Below are 15,220 nucleotides of genomic sequence, written 5' to 3'. Positions count from 1 at the left end.
GCGAGGCCAAGGCCTTCGGCCAAGCTTGCGCGCCTGCCGACGACGGGCGCCGAGCGCACGCTGGCAGCGTGGAGATCACTTTCGTCGGCATGGACGCCTGGCTCGGCCGGCGCGCGGCCGTCGCTTGCACCAAGGCCGGTCATGGCGCGCTACTCGCCGTCCGGGCCCCGTGCAGCAACCGGGCGAGACCCCCATGCCGGGGGGCCTTGCCGGTCCGCGGCTGGGGCGCATCGGCGTCAAGCTTGGGTGCCTGAAAGCCGTCATTGTAGAGGACGGCCACGGCCGTCCCGCGCCGCAAGACAAAGGCCGGCCCGACGCTATCAATCACAACGAAGTCACCTTTGATCCTTGAGTTGAGCAGGGTTTCGCCCTTGTCCGATCCGAGCGCATAAATGGCCGGTGTCGCAACGCCATCGGACCAGCGCAGCCAGGTTGAATGTCCGTCGTCGAACACCCGGATCGGGACATTCGCCGAAGCACCGGTGTAGCTGTAGGCGGTGTTGCGCGCAGTTGGTGCAGGCAGGTCGCTTTCCGGCGCCGGGGGTGGCGGCGGCGCCGGGACCTCTGGCGCCGCCGCCTGAGCCGCAGGGGTCGGCGGCTCATCTGGATAGGCGAACTGCAGATCGTACGTGACCCGTCCGGCGCGGCAAGCGGCGGCAGCCTGGGCCCGTAGATCGAAGGCATAGCGATGCCGGTCTGTCACCACGGTCATATTCGTCTGCGCGCTTCGCCCGACCGGCTTGAGGAACAGAAGATCGGAGCGCTTGTTCGGCACCGCCTGCCACAGCGCCGCATTGCCAAGTGCAATGTTTTCTATGTGCTCACCTGATCCGAAGGCCACCGTCGACTGGAAGCCGGGGCAACCCAGCAGGGTCGTGACAGACCGGGCATGATAGGAGGTTTCACGGATCCGGGGGTCGCCGGCCATGGCTGCCGTCGGGCAAAGCAGAACGGCGAGAATCGCCAGGCGCCCAATCATTGTACAACTCCAGCAAAGTGAGGCCGGCGCGCAGCGCGCAGACCCTGTGCCAGCCCTTCGGTCCGGCGTTGCGTGCCCGCCGGAGAACCGGTCCCGGGCGCGGAAATCGGGTTGGAGCCATTCGCGGCCACTTGTTCGACACGGATCGACGCGGTCTGGATGGCCATGTCGTCGCGTCCCGCCCGTGAAAGCGCGACGACGATCCCGTTCACGCGCGCATCGGTGGCGAGCGTGGCGGCTGAGGCTGATGCCGCGCCGTGCAAGGTGGTCGGCGGCAGACCGGCCTGGTGGACCTGGTCGAACGAAGCCGGTTCTCCCTCCGATCGGCCGAACCGCCAGCCGCGTACCAGGCTGGCTGACGCCCACATCAGCATCGCGACCAGTCCGACATAGACGAGCGAGCCAAGGAACAGTTCGATGATCGGGCGCAAATCGGCGACCGCACCGGCGGGGTCCTGCGCGATGATGTCGACAAGGGGTGTCAACAGCGTCAGCGCGGCCGAGCCTGCCAGCACGGTCAGCGTCGGTGCCAAAGCGAACAGCAGGCTCGTCCGCAGCCAGGCTTCCAGCAATCCGCGCGTCTGGCGGAACAGCCCGAACACGATGAACACCGGTCCAATCGCAAGCAGCAGCGCCAACACGATCCGCGTCAGCACCAGGGCGCCGGCGGACGCCAACAGGATCATCATCCCGCTCAACCACACCAATGCCGAGGCGATCTGCGGACCAGCCAAAGGTCCCAGCGCCTTTGCATCGCTGCTGGGGACATTATCACCAATGACTTTGGCCAGAGTGGCGAAGGCGTCGAGCAGAAGGTCGAGCCGGTTCGCGAATCCGAGCGTGTCGCCGTTCGCACCGGCCAGCGCGGTCGCAAGTTGTTCCGGGCCACCCACGAGCAAACCAAAGACCAGGGCATGATACGCCGGCCACGAGGTCGCAAATGTCAGTACCAGGCCGATTGCGAGCACTTTGGGAACCATGCCCGAAAGCGTCAGCCGGGTGCGGCCTGTCATCAGACCGAGCGCGACAAAGCCGACGTACAACGTCAGAAGTCCGGTCAGAACGGTGCCGAACACACCTTCTGTACCGAACAGCCGACCATAGCTCGAGGTTACCAGCAAGCCGACATTGCAATCGACCGCGCCAAGCGCATTGCTGATGCCGAGCATACCGGCGTCGGCTGCGGGACAAGCTGCAAGACCGGCCATTATTGTACGATCCGCAAGTGGCGCGGGGTGTCGTCCTCTGCTGCCAGCCCCGGCCAGGGTGTTCCGATCAGATGGGGCCACCATTTGGATGGCGCATCGCCAAATCGATCGCGCAGTTCATCGAGCTTGCGCACCGAGGATTCACGCCCCGACAGCAGCACGAGCAGATCGGGCATGTCGGACAGATCGAGTCTCGCGACGACACTGTGGTGGCCATGCTTGACGAGGAAGCCATGCGAATGCGGGGGCAGCGCCCGCACCAGGTCCAGTTCGTGCGAGGTCAGGCCGAAACCCTCGCAATAATCTTCAGGCTGGGCGCGCGGGTTGGGCATGAAGATCTGGGTCGCGGCCTGTTCGATGATGGCCGAAGCGATGCTGCTGTCCAGCGCATCGCGGGCCGACTGGGTGCCGAACCCCAAAATCGCGTTGCGTTTGCGCAGTGTTTTCATCCAGTCGCGAATGCGTGCCGCAAACACTTCGTCGTCGAGCGCTTTCCAGCCTTCGTCGATCAGGATGATGGTGGGCTCACCATCGAGGCGCTGTTCGATCCGGTGGAACAGATACATCATCGCAGGGGTCCGCAGCACCGGATCTTCAAGCAATGCGGTCATGTCGAAACCGAGTGTGCGGGTCGAGGCATCGAGCCGGTCGACCGGATTGTCGAACAGCCAGGCATGCTCGCCATCGCCAACCCAGGGCGCCAGCCGCGACGCGAGATCGCCCTGCTGGGGACGGCGATCACCCGCCAGCAACTCGACGAAATAGCGCAACCGCCGAAAGCCGGTTTCCTGTTCGTAGTTGGCAACGACCGCAGAGGCGATGGTGGCGTCTTCATCGGGGGTTGGCCGTTCGCCGGGTTTGCACACCAGACGTGCGATCAGCGATCGCAGGAAGGCCCGGTCGTCAGGCGTGCCATCATTCTGGAGCGGATTGAAGCCGGTCGGGTGGCCCGGTCGCAACGTTGCATAGTGGCCGCCGATGCCACGCAGGAATATCTCGGCACCGCGATCCTTATCGAAAAAGATGGTCCGCGGTCCAAAGCGTGCGGCCTGCGCGGCCAGGAAGTTCAGCACCACCGTCTTGCCGGAACCCGAGGGCCCGATGACGGTGAAATTGCCGAGATCGCCGGAATGGAAATTGAAGAAATAGGGCGTTGCCGAAGTCGTTTCGAACACGCTGACCGCCTGGCCCCAGTGGTTGCCGTCTGCCCGTCCGATCGGAAAACCGTGAAGGCTGGCGAAGCTAGCGAAGGCTCCGGTCGAAATCAGCGATTTGCGCGCCGTATAGTGCTCATTGCCAGGGAATTGTGCCCAAAAAGCTGGCTCGAGGTTGAGCGTCTCACGCACCGGCACCGCACCGATATCGGCGAGCGCAGAGGCGCATTCCGCCGCTGCCCGATCGAGCTGAACCAGCGAAGGCGCGCGTACCAATACGCTGAAACTGTGGTCGCCGATTGCCGATCTGCCCGATGCGAGATCGTCCTTCGCCTCAACCAGGCCACGCCGCAGACTCTGTGCATCGTCGTCGGCGGCCCGGAACCGACGCAAGGCGAGATCGACCCGTTCGACACCGATCTGGCGGTCCACGAACGACAGGCTTTCGGACAGGGCCATCTCATAGGGCAGGCGCAGCAAGGCATCGATCATGCCCGGTTGCGCCTGCGGTGGATATTCCTTCAGAGACAGGATGGCAGCAAAGGTCCTGTCCGCACCGGCACCTTTCTGCTCCAGTGCCTCCGCGCCGAAGCTGGTCCGCTTATAGGGCAGGTGATGACCGGCATCGCCGTCGGGCGCGAGCACCGGCCGCAGTTCGCCATTATACAAGGCAGAGAGCAGTTCGAGCGGCTCTGAACAGCGCCCGTGCGGCGTGTCATAGCCAGCCAGCAGCGTGGGCGCGTAGCTCGCAAGTCCTGCCTGCAGCGCTTCGCGTGCAGCATCGAGTTCGCGGATATCTCGCTTCAACACCGCCGCACGTTCGGCCGATCCGAGCCCGCGTGAAAGGGGGGCGGTGAGACGTTCGGCAAACCCCGCCTTGCCGCGCGATGGCCGCCGCAGCACGCTGATGAACAGGCTGTTGACGAACAGCCGCCGCGACTGCAGGCGGCTGTGCCAGCGCCGGTCGACTTCGGCACAGACAGGATCAGCGAAGGGCGCGACAAGCTCGACCGACACGCGGCGGCGCAGGATGTGATGATGCACGACGAACCGCGAGTTCGCGATGGCCTTTAGCGCGGTATCGCGCATGGCCTGGCGATGATTGAGATCGAGAGTTTCAGCAGTCTCGAAGGCAAAGCCTTCGAGGTGCAGGCATTGCAACAGGCTGCCGTCGCGCAGCACGACTGTGCGCTCGTCCTCGACGCGCAGATAGGGCAGGCGCGCACCTGCCTTGTCCTCACGACGCGAGCGCCTGCCCGAGATAGTCATGGGTAGTAACTGTTGCAGCGGTGCTGCCGCCAGGTACGTCCGCGAGGGCAACGGCTGACCCGCACCAGCCAGAGATCAAAGATGCGCGGCTCGCGCAGGCAGGCAAGATACCCGACAGCGTGGACGGCGATGGCGACCCCGAACACCAGAAAGGAGCGTGCGATCAGGAAGGCTTCGGTCGTGACGACGCCATTGATCACAAAGAAGCTGTAGGTGACGCCAGCGAACATTTGCGGCTGGGTGAGCGCGCGAAACACCGGAGAGCGGACAAGATCGATCATGCGCGATCACCCGGCCGCGGCGCGGATGCCGCCAACGATGGTGGCCGCTCCGAACAGGACGAAGCAGCCGACAATGACCGTCGCGCCATAGCGCCAGTTGAGCCGGCCGCTCAGCATCAGAAAGCCGACCGCAGCGACCGCAATCACCGCGACCCCGCTGGCGACTTCACCCAGCAGCGTATCCTGCATCCAGGTTACGGCGTTGAGAATGGGACCAGACCCGCTTGGCGCGGCAGCGTGAGCGGCGGCTGGCGTGGCAAGGGCCAAGAGGAGGGGAGAAGCGAGAAACGAACGGCGTAAACGGGTCATGGCATTGCTCCTGAAGGGGCGGGTGGCACGAGACTTTGCGAGGCAAGACGGCGAAGGCCGGCGGCGACATAGGCTTGCGTTTCGCGAAAGGGCGGCACGCCGCCATAGCGTTCCACGGCACCGGGGCCGGCGTTGTAGGCGGCGAGAGTCAGGTCGATGCGCCCGCCGAAGCGATCGAGCAGTTGCCGCAGATAGAGTGCGCCACCCTCGATGTTGGCGAGGGCGTCGTGCGGATCGACGCCGAGCGCACGCGCCGTTTCGGGCATCAGTTGCATCACGCCGATCGCGCCCTTGCGCGATACGGCATCGGCCCGATACCCGGACTCCTGGCGGGCGACAGCGTCGACGAGCGCTGGCGACACCCCATGCCGGGCCGCCGCGCCAGCCGCCGCCGCCGCCCAGGCGGCAGGCGGCGGCAGGCGCGATGCCGGTTTGCGGGGGGCTGAACCGACCTCCTTGACGCCGTCCGATCCAACCTCGAACACTTGGGCCGAGGCTGGACTGGCGGAACAGGCGGCAAGCAGCAGCATGATCGGGAACAACCGAATCCCGGCCCGACCTCTCTCCGGTGCCGTGCCGGGTGCCAGGCGCGAGGCGGAGATGCGGCTGGTCATGGGTTTAGTAGCTGTAGCCACCGGAAGACGACGTCGGAGTTGACGTTGGTGCCGGTGTTGGCGTGGGAGTTGGGGTTGGAGTCGGCGTCGGTGCTGTGTAGGTTCCCGGCAGATCGATGCGGCCATAAAGACCGTGGGTCTCGCCGTTCGGACCGGCGGCGAAGAACAGCGTATTCGTCGGTTGGTTGAAGGCCCCGTTTCCGAAAGCGATGCCCCAAAGTCCACTGATGACAATTGGCGCGCCGGTGGAATCACTCAGCGTGCCGATCATCGCGCCGGTGTTCGGGTCATAGACATTTATCTTGCCGTCACCGAAATTCCCGACAAGCAGGTCATTGCTGAATGCGCCGAAATTCGCCGGAGCGATCGCCATTCCCCATGGCGCGTTCAGGGCGCCTCCGCTGACCAGACGTTTGACGAGGGTTCCGGTGATGTCGAACGCGTCCACATAGCCCTGGCCGGCGCCGTCGATCTCGTTGAACCCCTGCGCATCCTGTTTGGCGTAGGATACATAGACCATGTTGCCGATGGTCTGAATGCCGAACGGCGCATATCCGGCGGGAAGTGACGAGTCTGTAAAGCCCCCGGCGACCGTGGTTTTGTTGAAGGAAGAGTCGAACACATCGACTTTGCCGGTGTGAAAATTGGCGGCGAAAAGTAAATTGGTGCTGCCTTGCGTGTATATTGCCAGTCCCTTGTAGACAGCGCCACTGGTGCTGTTGTCGACCACCGTGATGGCATTGCCATTGTTGACATTTTGCGACCAGCCAGAGATCGTTCCTTCTTCGCCCGCGAAAATGAAACTGGCAGGCCCCGTGTTGCCGCCTTGACTGACCGTGAATCCGTTGGTGCCATTGTAGACGATGCCAGTGGGATTTGCCGTGCCCCCGGTCGGGTTGGAGGAACCTGCCGAACCGGGCGGAATTGACACGACGAGCGACTGCACCACGCCGTTACCGTCATAGAGAGTGGATTTGTTGGTGCCGTTGTCAGCCACCCACACAGCCTGGCCCGGCGCGAAAGCGATGCCCCAGCCGTCAACCAGATTGGGGTCCTGGTTGGGGTTGCCACTGGTGTCGGACACCAGGTTGGTCACCGCATAGCCAGTTGGTGTTGAAGTCGGTGCTGGCGCGGGCGCGCTGCCGCCTGCGGTCGAGCCGCTGCCGCCGCCGCAACCGGACAAGATGACGGCGCTTGTGCCCAACGCCAAGCAAGCCAAGCGGAAACCAGTTCTCTTCATTGTCGCAAACTCCCGGAATGGTCGGGGCCGAAACGACCTCATCCCTGCGGTGGATGACTGGCGAGCGCTCCAACGTTCAATTCCAGGCGAGATTTATTTTCCAGATCGCGTTTGAAACTGTTCAACAGCCCATTGCGTGCGCCGTGCTGCGGGGATCTGAGCTGCGGATATCGACTGTGCTGGCGCCGTTCGCGATTTTTTGGGTTGTTCAGACGGCCTTGCGCCTCGGTCACCGGGGGCCTGGTTGCGTAGATTCCGACCCGATCACGCTGGGATGAAACGCGACATGCAAGGCCTGTTGCAATTCGCAGTGATCGGCCGGTTTCGGCCAGGAGAACCAGATTGGCCAGACTTTATTCCACGCGCACCGCCGGGGCGCTGTTCGAGCGTGTCGATGTTGGCGCATTTCACTGCGCAAATCGCATTGTCATGGCCCCGCTGACGCGCAACCGCGCGGGCCCCGGGCTGGTGCCGGGGCCGCTGGCGGCGCAATATTATGCGCAACGCGCCAGCGCCGGGTTGATCATTGCCGAGGCCACGCAAGTGTCCGCGCAAGCGCAAGGCTATGCCGACACACCGGGCTGCTATACCGAAGCGCAAGTGATCGGCTGGCGCAAGGTTACCGATGCCGTGCATGCCCGCGGCGGCACCATCGTGGTGCAGTTGTGGCATACCGGGCGTGTTTCGCACACCACGTTTCAGCCTGGCGGGCTGGCTCCGGTCGGTCCTTCGGCAATCCGCGCGAACACCCGCACGTTTGTCGGTGCCGGATCGGGCGAGGGCGGCTTTGCCCCCTGTTCGATGCCGCGCGCGCTGGAATTGTCGGAAATTCCAGGGATCGTCGCCGATTTTGCCAATGCGTCGTTGCGGGCCCGCGATGCCGGATTTGACGGGGTCGAGATCCATGGCGCGCATGGCTACCTGCTCGATGCCTTTTTGCGGGACGGCAGCAATCACCGGCAGGACAGCTATGGCGGATCGATCGACAATCGGGCGCGGTTGCTGATCGAAGTCACCCGGGCTTGTGCAACGGCCATCGGCGCTGACCGGCTTGGCGTGCGCATTTCACCGGTGTCCACCGCCGGGGATTCGCACGACAGCAATCCCCAGCCGTTGTTCGACCATGTGGTGGACCGGCTCGATCAGCTTGGCCTTGCCTATGTCCATGTGGTCGAAGGCGATACTGGCGGTGCGCGCGACCAGCCGCCGTTCGACTATGTCGCCTTGCGCGACCGCTTTCACGGGACATGGATTGTCAACAACGGCTATGACCGTGCCATGGCGATGGCGGCTGTAGCCAGCGGCCGGGCAGATCTGGTCGCGTTCGGGCGGGCGTTTCTCGCCAATCCCGATCTGGTCGCGCGCCTGCAACAGGACGCCGCGTTGAACCCGATGATGGCCGCCGATACGATCTATGGCGGCGGCGCGCACGGTTACACCGACTATCCCGCGTTGACGCCCATCGCCGCGCCGGTTCCGGCGGGCGTGGGCTGACCGGCGGAGGCTGCCAGGCAAACTGGCAGCCTCTGTCGTGCTATGCTTGCGCAGTCTTTCCGGCGGCCAGATCGATGACGAACCGGTATCGCACCTCCTTGTTTTCGACCCGCAGATAGGCTTGGGTGATGTCATCCGGGTGGATCAGTTCGATCTGCGGGCGGATCGCGTTTGCGCAGCAGTAATCGACCAGTTCCTGTGTTTCGGGCATGCCGCCGATGCAGGATCCGACCAGCGAACGCCGCTGATCCCACAGTGCGCCGCCCGTTACACCGCCGATCAGACCCGGCGCGCCAACATTGACGAACGCACCATCGCGCCGGATCAGGGGCAGGAACGGGGCCAGATCATAGGGTGAGGGGATGGTCGAGAGCATGAAATCAAACCGGTTGGCGAGCTCCTTTGCCAGCGGAATCGGGTCGTTTGCGGTCGGATGCCATACCACCACGTCGGTGGCGCCCATGGCATACGCGTCCTTGGCCTTGTCGGCGCTGGTGGTGAACACGGTGGTTTCGGCCCCTCGATGCACGGCAAGCTTCAACGCCATGTGCCCCAAGCCGCCAAGCCCGATCACCGCAAAGCGCTGGCCCGAGCCCAGTCGCCAGTGCTGCATCGGTGAAAACGTGGTAATCCCCGAACACAGCAGCGGTGCCGTCTTGGCCAGATCGGCCCCATCGGGAATTTTGACCGCAAATCGATCGCGCACCACGATGCGTTCGCTATAGCCGCCCATGGTTTGCCCCGGGCCGCGCGTATCGGGTGAGGCATAAGTCAGCGTTGCGCCATTGGTGCAATATTGTTCCAGCCCGGCCATACAGTTGTCGCAGGCGCAGCAACTGTCGACCATGCAGCCAACGCCTGCGATATCACCTGGAGCGAACCGGGTCACGTCGCGCCCGACAGCGGTGACCCGCCCGACGAATTCGTGGCCCGGAACCATCGGAAAGGGCTGGGCACCCCATTCGCCACGAACCATGTGAATGTCGCTGTGACACACGCCGCAATAGAGCACATCGATCGCGACATCGTCGGGCAACAGCGCTCGTCGCTGGATAGGCATCGGCGCGATCGGGCCATTTTCGCGCTGAGCGCCCCAGGCTTGCGCAGGCGTCGTCCGACCCGCAGCGGCAGGCGCGGTGCCGATCAGCGGCCCCGCGGTGTCGACACGGTCGGCAAATTTTTCCGGGAAAAATGTTTCGGTCACGCTCGTCTCCAGGGTCCGGGTTAGGCGAGGGGCAGGCCGCCCATCGCACAGGCCACGGGCAAAGCTGGGCGCCGTCATCCCAACCCACCACCGTCGGAATTTACCCAGCTATGCCCTGTGCAACCGGCGGCGTGCGGCGGCGCTGGCTATGTGGGTGCAAACCCTTCACAGGGGAGTGTCCTGGCGTTCCATGCCTGGGCCGAAACCTGCGTTTCGGGAGCGAGCCGGTGCCGACTCCCGAAATTCCGGCTTTGCCGGAATTTCGGCACAAATACGCGGAGAGAGAGAGAACCATATGTGCTTTTCGCCGACGGCCAGTTTCATTGCATCTGGCGGAATAGGAACGATCGGCGTGGCGACATTGCGGCATGTCCGTGAACCGCGGACGCTGTTGTTTGCAGCCGTGCCGCTATTGTTTGCGGTGCACCAGTTTTGCGAAGGCTTTGTCTGGCTGGGACTTGATGGGCGGATTGGCAAAGTCGCGTTCGACCATGTGGCGTTCCTGTTCATGATCTATGCGCAAGGTGTGCTGCCCCTGCTGATGCCGGTCGCCGTCGTGCTGATGGAACCGGCGGGCTGGCGGCGCCGGGCGATCCTGGCATTGGTCTGCATCGGCGCGATAGCCTGTGTTTGGGACATCGTAGGGCTGGTGGCCTGGCCCAGCCGGGCGTTCGTGCAGTGTCATTCGATTGCCTATCGCAATCCGGTCACCGGCAATTTCCTGATTTCGTGCCTGTACATCCTGGCCACATGCGGGGCGCTGATGCTTTCCACGCATCGCGTGGTCCGGTGGTACGGGGTGCTCAACGTCATCGGGTTGACCGTCGTCGAGATCGTCCGCGAATTTGCCTTTGCCTCGGTGTGGTGTTTCTACGCCGCGATGCTCAGCATCATGCTCTATTGGCAATTCCATCGCGGCAGCATTGATGTGGAAACGCCCAACGGGCTGTCGGCAAGATTCCGGCCATACCTGCTTCCCTGGCTGCGGTGGCGCAAGCAAGCGGCAGGGTGACCTACCGCTCCGGTCCGCCCCAGACTGCGTAGTTTCCGGGGCTCGCCATAAAATTTGCAAAGAGCAATGGTTGAAAAGGCGGTGAAGTATACTCGGTCATCGATCGATCTTCGCTGGTTTACCCATTTCAACGAGGCCGCTATGATGAACTACAACGATGGATATTATTTCGGCTGGGGCTGGTTCTTGTGGCTTGGATTCATCATTCTGATGTTTTCCAGCTTTGGCAACTGGGGTTATTCCTATCGCGCGCACCGCAAGTTCGACAACTGGCCGGACAAGGATGCCTTGGCGATACTGAAAGAACGGTATGCCGCCGGAAAGCTGACCCGTGAACAATATCTCGAACAGAAATCGGATATCGCCGCCGCATAGATTTCGTCTGCAGATCTGGCCTGCAGGGAACGCCGGTCCGCGTTGTGGACCGGCGCTTTCATTGCAATCATTTCGCCAGATTCTTGCGGATTTCAAATAGTTCCTCGATGCGTGCGGGTGAAGGTTTGGGGAACGCCATTTTCAGCTCGTCGAGCGTATCGACCAGGATCTGCGATACGATCAGGCGCGCGTTGTCCTTGTCGTCGGCCGGTACGATATACCACGGCGATTGCTTGGTGCTGGTGTTGGACAGGCATGCTTCATAGGCCCGCATGTATTTGTGCCAGCACTTGCGTTCCGCGATGTCGTCAAGGCTCAATTTCCAGTTTTTGTCGGGCTGGTCGATGCGCTGCAAAAACCGTTTGCGCTGTTCTTCCTTCGACAGGTTGAGAAAGATCTTGATGATGCGCGTGCCGTTTTCGTGAAGATGGCGCTCAAGATTGGTGATCGACCGGAAACGGTCTTTCCACACCGAACGGCCCGGGGACGCCTTGTCCGGCAATCCCTCGCCTGCGAGCAGGTGCGGATGGACACGCACGATCAGCACGTATTCATAGTAGGATCGGTTGAAGATCCCGATCTGACCGCGTTCGGGCAGATCGCGCGTGGTACGCCACAGAAAGTCATGCTCCAGTTCGGCGGCGCTGGGATGCTTGAAACTGAACACCTGGCACCCTTGCGGATTGACCCCGGACATCACGTGCTTGATCGCACCGTCTTTCCCGGCTGAATCCATCGCCTGAAAGATCAGCAGGATGGCATGGCGATCGGAGGCATAGAGCAATTCCTGCAATGCGCTCAATCTGGCCACGTGGCTGGCCAGACGATCCTGATAGTCCGCCGGTGATCCGTAAATCGGGTCGGTCCGCGTGGGCAGCTTGTGCAGCTTGACGGTGTCGCCTTCGTGCACGCGAAACTGTTCGGTCCTGATGGTCATGGTACCAGCACCGCCGCGCCGTCGAATTTGCCCGCCCGCAGATCGGCCAGCGCCTGGTTGGCCTGTTGCAGCGGATACGTCGTCGTCTTGACGACCAGGCCGATCCTGGGGACCAGCCCGAGGAATTCGATCCCGTCCTTTCGGGTAAGATTGGCGACCGACACGAGCTGGCGTTCTTCCCACAGAATATCATAGGGAAATTGCGGGATGTCGCTCATGTGGATTCCGGCGCAGACCACGCGCGCGCCCTTGCGCACGGCGCGCAGCGCGGTTGGCACCAGATCGCCGACGGTGGCATAGATGATCGCCGTGTCGAGCGGTTCGGGCGGCTGTTCATCCGAACCCCCGGCCCAGACTACACCCAGGCTGCGCGCAAAGTCCTGGGTGCCGGTATCGCCCGGACGGGTAAACGCATAGACGTGTCTGCCCTGCCATTTGGCCACTTGCGCCACGATATGCCCGGCGGCGCCAAAGCCATAGATTCCCAGCTTTTTGCCATCGCCCGCAATCCTGAGCGAACGCCAGCCGATCAGTCCCGCGCACAGCAGCGGCGCGAGCGAGACATCGCTGCCGGCCTCGCCCAGCGGAAAGGCAAAGCGCGCATCGGCAATGACCGCGGTCGCAAATCCACCGTCGCGCGTGTACCCCGTGAACAGCGGCGCATCGCACAGGTTTTCGCGATGGGCATGGCAATAGGGGCATACCCCGCAGGTGTGCCCCAGCCATGGAATGCCGACCCGCTGGCCCATTTTGAGATGGGTCACGCCCGCGCCGATGGCATCGATCCGGCCGACGATTTCATGGCCGGGAATGATCGGTGACACAGGGTTGGGCAATTGCCCGTCACAGACGTGCAGGTCGGTGCGACAGACTCCGCAGGCCAGCACTTTGACCCGCACCTGGTCCGGGCCGGGCTGGCGGTCGGGCAAGTCGGTCCAGACCAGCGGCGTGCCGGGGTGGTTGAGTACCATGGCCTTCATCGGCGTATCCTTTGGGTTGGCAGGCTGTCGGCTTGCACTTTTCGGCGTTTGCAGCACGCCGGACAAATCCTGTGCGACCAGCCCCGGCGCGCTGTGTTTGAAAGTGTGTTGTGTGATCATGTTCCTCCGCCGGAAAAAACCATGATGGTCGCCCATGACCATCGCCGGGCAGCGTCGGATTCTACGCAATGCGGGTAGTTTCCGGGGCTGCCCGTGTGCGCCGATCGGCTGCACCAGGAGTATCGTACAGTCAGGAGACCAGCATGACCCGGTTGTTGACGCACCAGCGCAACGCCTTGCCCGACAGCGCCTTTGGCTTGCCCGAACAGCGCGTCTATCCGATGCCCGACGCCAGCCGTGCCGGGAACGCCAAGGCGCGCGCCGCCGAGGAGTTGCACAAGGGCAGGCTGAGCGCGGCAGACAAGGCGCGCATCGACAGCAAGGCCGACGACCTGCTGGGCGAACCCTGAGCGCCGGCTATCGGAGCAGATCGCGCTCGATCTGATCGAGCGCGGCGCGCACTTCCTTGAAGATCAGGGCGTCAGCACAAGTCTGGTCGATGTCCGGCACATCCCAATCGAACACCGCGCGCCAATGTTCGATCAGTTTGGTCAGGTCGGCAACAATTGCGCGACTGTGCCGCTCCAGCTCGATGTGTTCCATCCGGGGCATTGTCTGTCGCCTTTTGAAAACGGCCGGTCGGTCAGCCCGGCGTCGAAGGCAACGTCAGTGGCACCGACGGCGAAGCCTGCTCTGCCGGATCGACGGGGGTCGACTGGCTGGTTGTCCCACCGGTCGGCGGCACGCGCATGCTGCCCAGCGGGTTGGCGAACCACATCACCACGACCACCAGCAGCGCAATCAGCAGGAGCAGCCAGAACCATTTGCTGTCTGGCAGCTTGCCGCGATCAAGGTCGGTCATGTCAGGGTGTCCTTCGGGAATGAGCACCCCGCCTCACCTGGCGTGAGGCGGGGCAGTGTCATGTCAGGCGCCAGCCGGCTCGATCAACTTGCCATCGGCATGATGCGCCTTGGCGGTGCCGGGCCCGGTACCGACAAAATCGAGCACCACGCGCGATGGCACATCGCCGTGCGCCAGGCGTTCGAACACGGTGTTGATGGCCGACAGGGGTTGCAGTTCGATATCGGCATGGACTTTGCCGCGGGCCGCGAAATCGAGCGCTTCGGCCATATCCTTGCGCGTGCCGACAAACGATCCGCGCACGGTAACGGCGCCAGCCACCAGGTTGAAGATATCGAGCGGAAAGCTGCCCGGTGGCAGACCGACCAGCGCGCAAGTGCCGCGCTTGCGCGTCATCGCCACGCCCTGTTTGAATGCAGGCAGCGAAGGCGCGGTGATCAGCACGCCGTGGGCGCCGCCGCCGGTTTCCTTTTTCAACACTGCGGCCGGGTCTTCGTTCTTGGCATTGATCACCAAGTCTGCGCCCAGGCGTCTGGCATGGTCAAGCTTGCCGTCCTCGATATCGACCGCGCAGACCAGCAGGCCCATTGCCTTGGCATATTGAATGGCCAGATGGCCCAGTCCGCCGCACCCCGAAATGGCGATCCATTCGCCCGGTTTGGCCTCGGTTTCCTTGATGCCCTTGTAGGTGGTGATGCCCGCGCAGATCAGCGGCGCGGCCTCTTTGGCGCCCAGCCCGGCGGGAATGTGCGCGACATAGTTCGGATCGGCCAACAGATATTCGGCGAACCCGCCGTTTTGCGTATAGCCGCCAAATTCGGCCTGATCGCACACGGTTTCCCACGCCGACAGGCAATATTCGCAATGCCCGCAGGCTGAATAGAGCCAGGGCACACCAACCCGGTCGCCTTCCTTGACGATGGTCACACCGGCACCCAGCGCGACGACGATGCCGATTGCTTCGTGGCCGGGAATGAACGGCGGTTTGGGCTTTAACGGCCAGTCGCCGTTGGCGGCGTGGAGATCGGTGTGGCACACGCCGCAGGCCTCGGTCTTGACGAGGATCTGGCCGGGGCCGGGTCTTGGCACATCCCATTCCTGCAATTGCAGCGGATGTTTGAACGCCGTCACGACGGCGGCCTGCATGGTCTTGGGCAACATGGGGCAATCCCTTGTGTTGGCGGGGGCATGGGGCGCCCTGGGGCGCCCCTGTCATCGGATCATGCGGGTGCTTTTTCGTGG

Annotated in this window: 17 protein-coding genes; 4 read left to right on the top strand and 13 right to left on the bottom strand. The window is 63.2% G+C overall.

Annotation, left to right across the window (positions count from 1 at the left end; all coding sequences use genetic code 11):
• Positions 1 to 139: 139 nt before the first annotated feature.
• Genes AQZ49_RS18970 through AQZ49_RS18940 form a run of 7 tightly spaced genes read right to left on the bottom strand, consistent with a single transcriptional unit; the run spans position 140 to position 7,054 of the window.
• Entirely contained in the window at positions 140 to 979 is an 840-nt protein-coding gene (locus AQZ49_RS18970; RefSeq protein WP_067619589.1) for a TrbG/VirB9 family P-type conjugative transfer protein, read from the bottom strand.
• On the bottom strand, positions 976 to 2,187 hold the full coding sequence (locus AQZ49_RS18965; protein ID WP_197411133.1) for a TrbL/VirB6 family protein: 1,212 nt from the start codon (positions 2,185 to 2,187) through the stop codon (positions 976 to 978). The genes AQZ49_RS18970 and AQZ49_RS18965 overlap by 4 nt, the downstream gene beginning before the upstream one ends.
• A complete protein-coding gene (locus AQZ49_RS18960; RefSeq protein ID WP_067619583.1) occupies positions 2,187 to 4,610 on the bottom strand; it encodes a VirB4 family type IV secretion/conjugal transfer ATPase in 2,424 nt (807 codons plus the stop codon). The genes AQZ49_RS18965 and AQZ49_RS18960 overlap by 1 nt, the downstream gene beginning before the upstream one ends.
• A complete protein-coding gene (locus AQZ49_RS18955; RefSeq protein ID WP_067619580.1) occupies positions 4,607 to 4,891 on the bottom strand; it encodes a VirB3 family type IV secretion system protein in 285 nt (94 codons plus the stop codon). The genes AQZ49_RS18960 and AQZ49_RS18955 overlap by 4 nt, the downstream gene beginning before the upstream one ends.
• Positions 4,892 to 4,897: 6 nt before the next feature.
• Positions 4,898 to 5,200: a TrbC/VirB2 family protein gene (locus AQZ49_RS18950; protein ID WP_067619577.1), complete on the bottom strand. Its 303-nt coding sequence runs from the start codon at positions 5,198 to 5,200 to the stop codon at positions 4,898 to 4,900.
• The gene (locus AQZ49_RS18945) at positions 5,197 to 5,814 is read right to left on the bottom strand and encodes a lytic transglycosylase domain-containing protein (RefSeq protein ID WP_082701917.1); all 618 of its coding nucleotides are present in this window, start codon (positions 5,812 to 5,814) and stop codon (positions 5,197 to 5,199) included. The genes AQZ49_RS18950 and AQZ49_RS18945 overlap by 4 nt, the downstream gene beginning before the upstream one ends.
• 4 nt (positions 5,815 to 5,818) lie before the next feature.
• Positions 5,819 to 7,054 (bottom strand): TIGR03118 family protein, encoded by a 1,236-nt coding sequence (locus AQZ49_RS18940; RefSeq protein WP_067619571.1) that lies wholly within the window; start codon positions 7,052 to 7,054, stop codon positions 5,819 to 5,821.
• Positions 7,055 to 7,396: 342 nt separating this feature from the next.
• Here AQZ49_RS18940 and AQZ49_RS18930 point away from each other — a divergent pair, with 342 nt between their 5' ends.
• Positions 7,397 to 8,548, top strand: a complete 1,152-nt coding sequence (locus AQZ49_RS18930; protein WP_197411131.1) for an alkene reductase — start codon at positions 7,397 to 7,399, stop codon at positions 8,546 to 8,548.
• 40 nt (positions 8,549 to 8,588) lie between these two features.
• Here the strand turns inward: AQZ49_RS18930 and AQZ49_RS18925 are convergent, their stop codons facing one another.
• Positions 8,589 to 9,752: an NAD(P)-dependent alcohol dehydrogenase gene (locus AQZ49_RS18925; protein WP_304438462.1), complete on the bottom strand. Its 1,164-nt coding sequence runs from the start codon at positions 9,750 to 9,752 to the stop codon at positions 8,589 to 8,591.
• Positions 9,753 to 10,047: 295 nt separating this feature from the next.
• Here AQZ49_RS18925 and AQZ49_RS18920 point away from each other — a divergent pair, with 295 nt between their 5' ends.
• The gene (locus AQZ49_RS18920) at positions 10,048 to 10,764 is read left to right on the top strand and encodes a DUF6629 family protein (protein WP_067619565.1); all 717 of its coding nucleotides are present in this window, start codon (positions 10,048 to 10,050) and stop codon (positions 10,762 to 10,764) included.
• An 81-nt stretch (positions 10,765 to 10,845) separates the two neighbouring features.
• The gene (locus tag AQZ49_RS18915; protein ID WP_231739317.1) at positions 10,846 to 11,139 is read left to right on the top strand and encodes an SHOCT domain-containing protein; all 294 of its coding nucleotides are present in this window, start codon (positions 10,846 to 10,848) and stop codon (positions 11,137 to 11,139) included.
• A 67-nt stretch (positions 11,140 to 11,206) separates the two neighbouring features.
• Here the strand turns inward: AQZ49_RS18915 and AQZ49_RS18910 are convergent, their stop codons facing one another.
• Both AQZ49_RS18910 and AQZ49_RS18905 read right to left on the bottom strand, forming a co-directional pair.
• Positions 11,207 to 12,076: an ADP-polyphosphate phosphotransferase gene (locus AQZ49_RS18910; protein ID WP_067619562.1), complete on the bottom strand. Its 870-nt coding sequence runs from the start codon at positions 12,074 to 12,076 to the stop codon at positions 11,207 to 11,209.
• On the bottom strand, positions 12,073 to 13,056 hold the full coding sequence (locus AQZ49_RS18905; protein WP_067619831.1) for a zinc-dependent alcohol dehydrogenase family protein: 984 nt from the start codon (positions 13,054 to 13,056) through the stop codon (positions 12,073 to 12,075). Before AQZ49_RS18905 ends, AQZ49_RS18910 begins: the two co-directional genes overlap by 4 nt.
• Before the next feature lie 263 nt (positions 13,057 to 13,319).
• On the opposite strand from AQZ49_RS18905, the gene AQZ49_RS18900 reads away from it, so the two are divergent.
• Positions 13,320 to 13,526: a hypothetical protein gene (locus AQZ49_RS18900; RefSeq protein ID WP_067619559.1), complete on the top strand. Its 207-nt coding sequence runs from the start codon at positions 13,320 to 13,322 to the stop codon at positions 13,524 to 13,526.
• A 7-nt stretch (positions 13,527 to 13,533) separates the two neighbouring features.
• Here AQZ49_RS18900 and AQZ49_RS18895 read toward each other — a convergent pair whose 3' ends face one another.
• From AQZ49_RS18895 to adhP, 3 genes are all read right to left on the bottom strand, one after another.
• Positions 13,534 to 13,728, bottom strand: coding sequence for a hypothetical protein (locus tag AQZ49_RS18895; RefSeq protein WP_067619556.1), 195 nt, complete (start codon positions 13,726 to 13,728; stop codon positions 13,534 to 13,536).
• Positions 13,729 to 13,759: 31 nt separating this feature from the next.
• Entirely contained in the window at positions 13,760 to 13,978 is a 219-nt protein-coding gene (locus AQZ49_RS18890; RefSeq protein ID WP_067619553.1) for a hypothetical protein, read from the bottom strand.
• Positions 13,979 to 14,041: 63 nt separating this feature from the next.
• Positions 14,042 to 15,136, bottom strand: a complete 1,095-nt coding sequence (gene adhP, locus AQZ49_RS18885) for an alcohol dehydrogenase AdhP (protein ID WP_156428402.1) — start codon at positions 15,134 to 15,136, stop codon at positions 14,042 to 14,044.
• Between the last annotated feature and the right edge of the window lie 84 nt (positions 15,137 to 15,220).

The organism is Novosphingobium sp. FSW06-99 (assembly GCF_001519065.1).
In the GTDB taxonomy this organism is placed as follows: Bacteria; Pseudomonadota; Alphaproteobacteria; order Sphingomonadales; family Sphingomonadaceae; genus Novosphingobium.
Note: the sequence above shows the minus strand (reverse complement) of the source record. Positions and strands in the feature narration are given on the sequence as shown.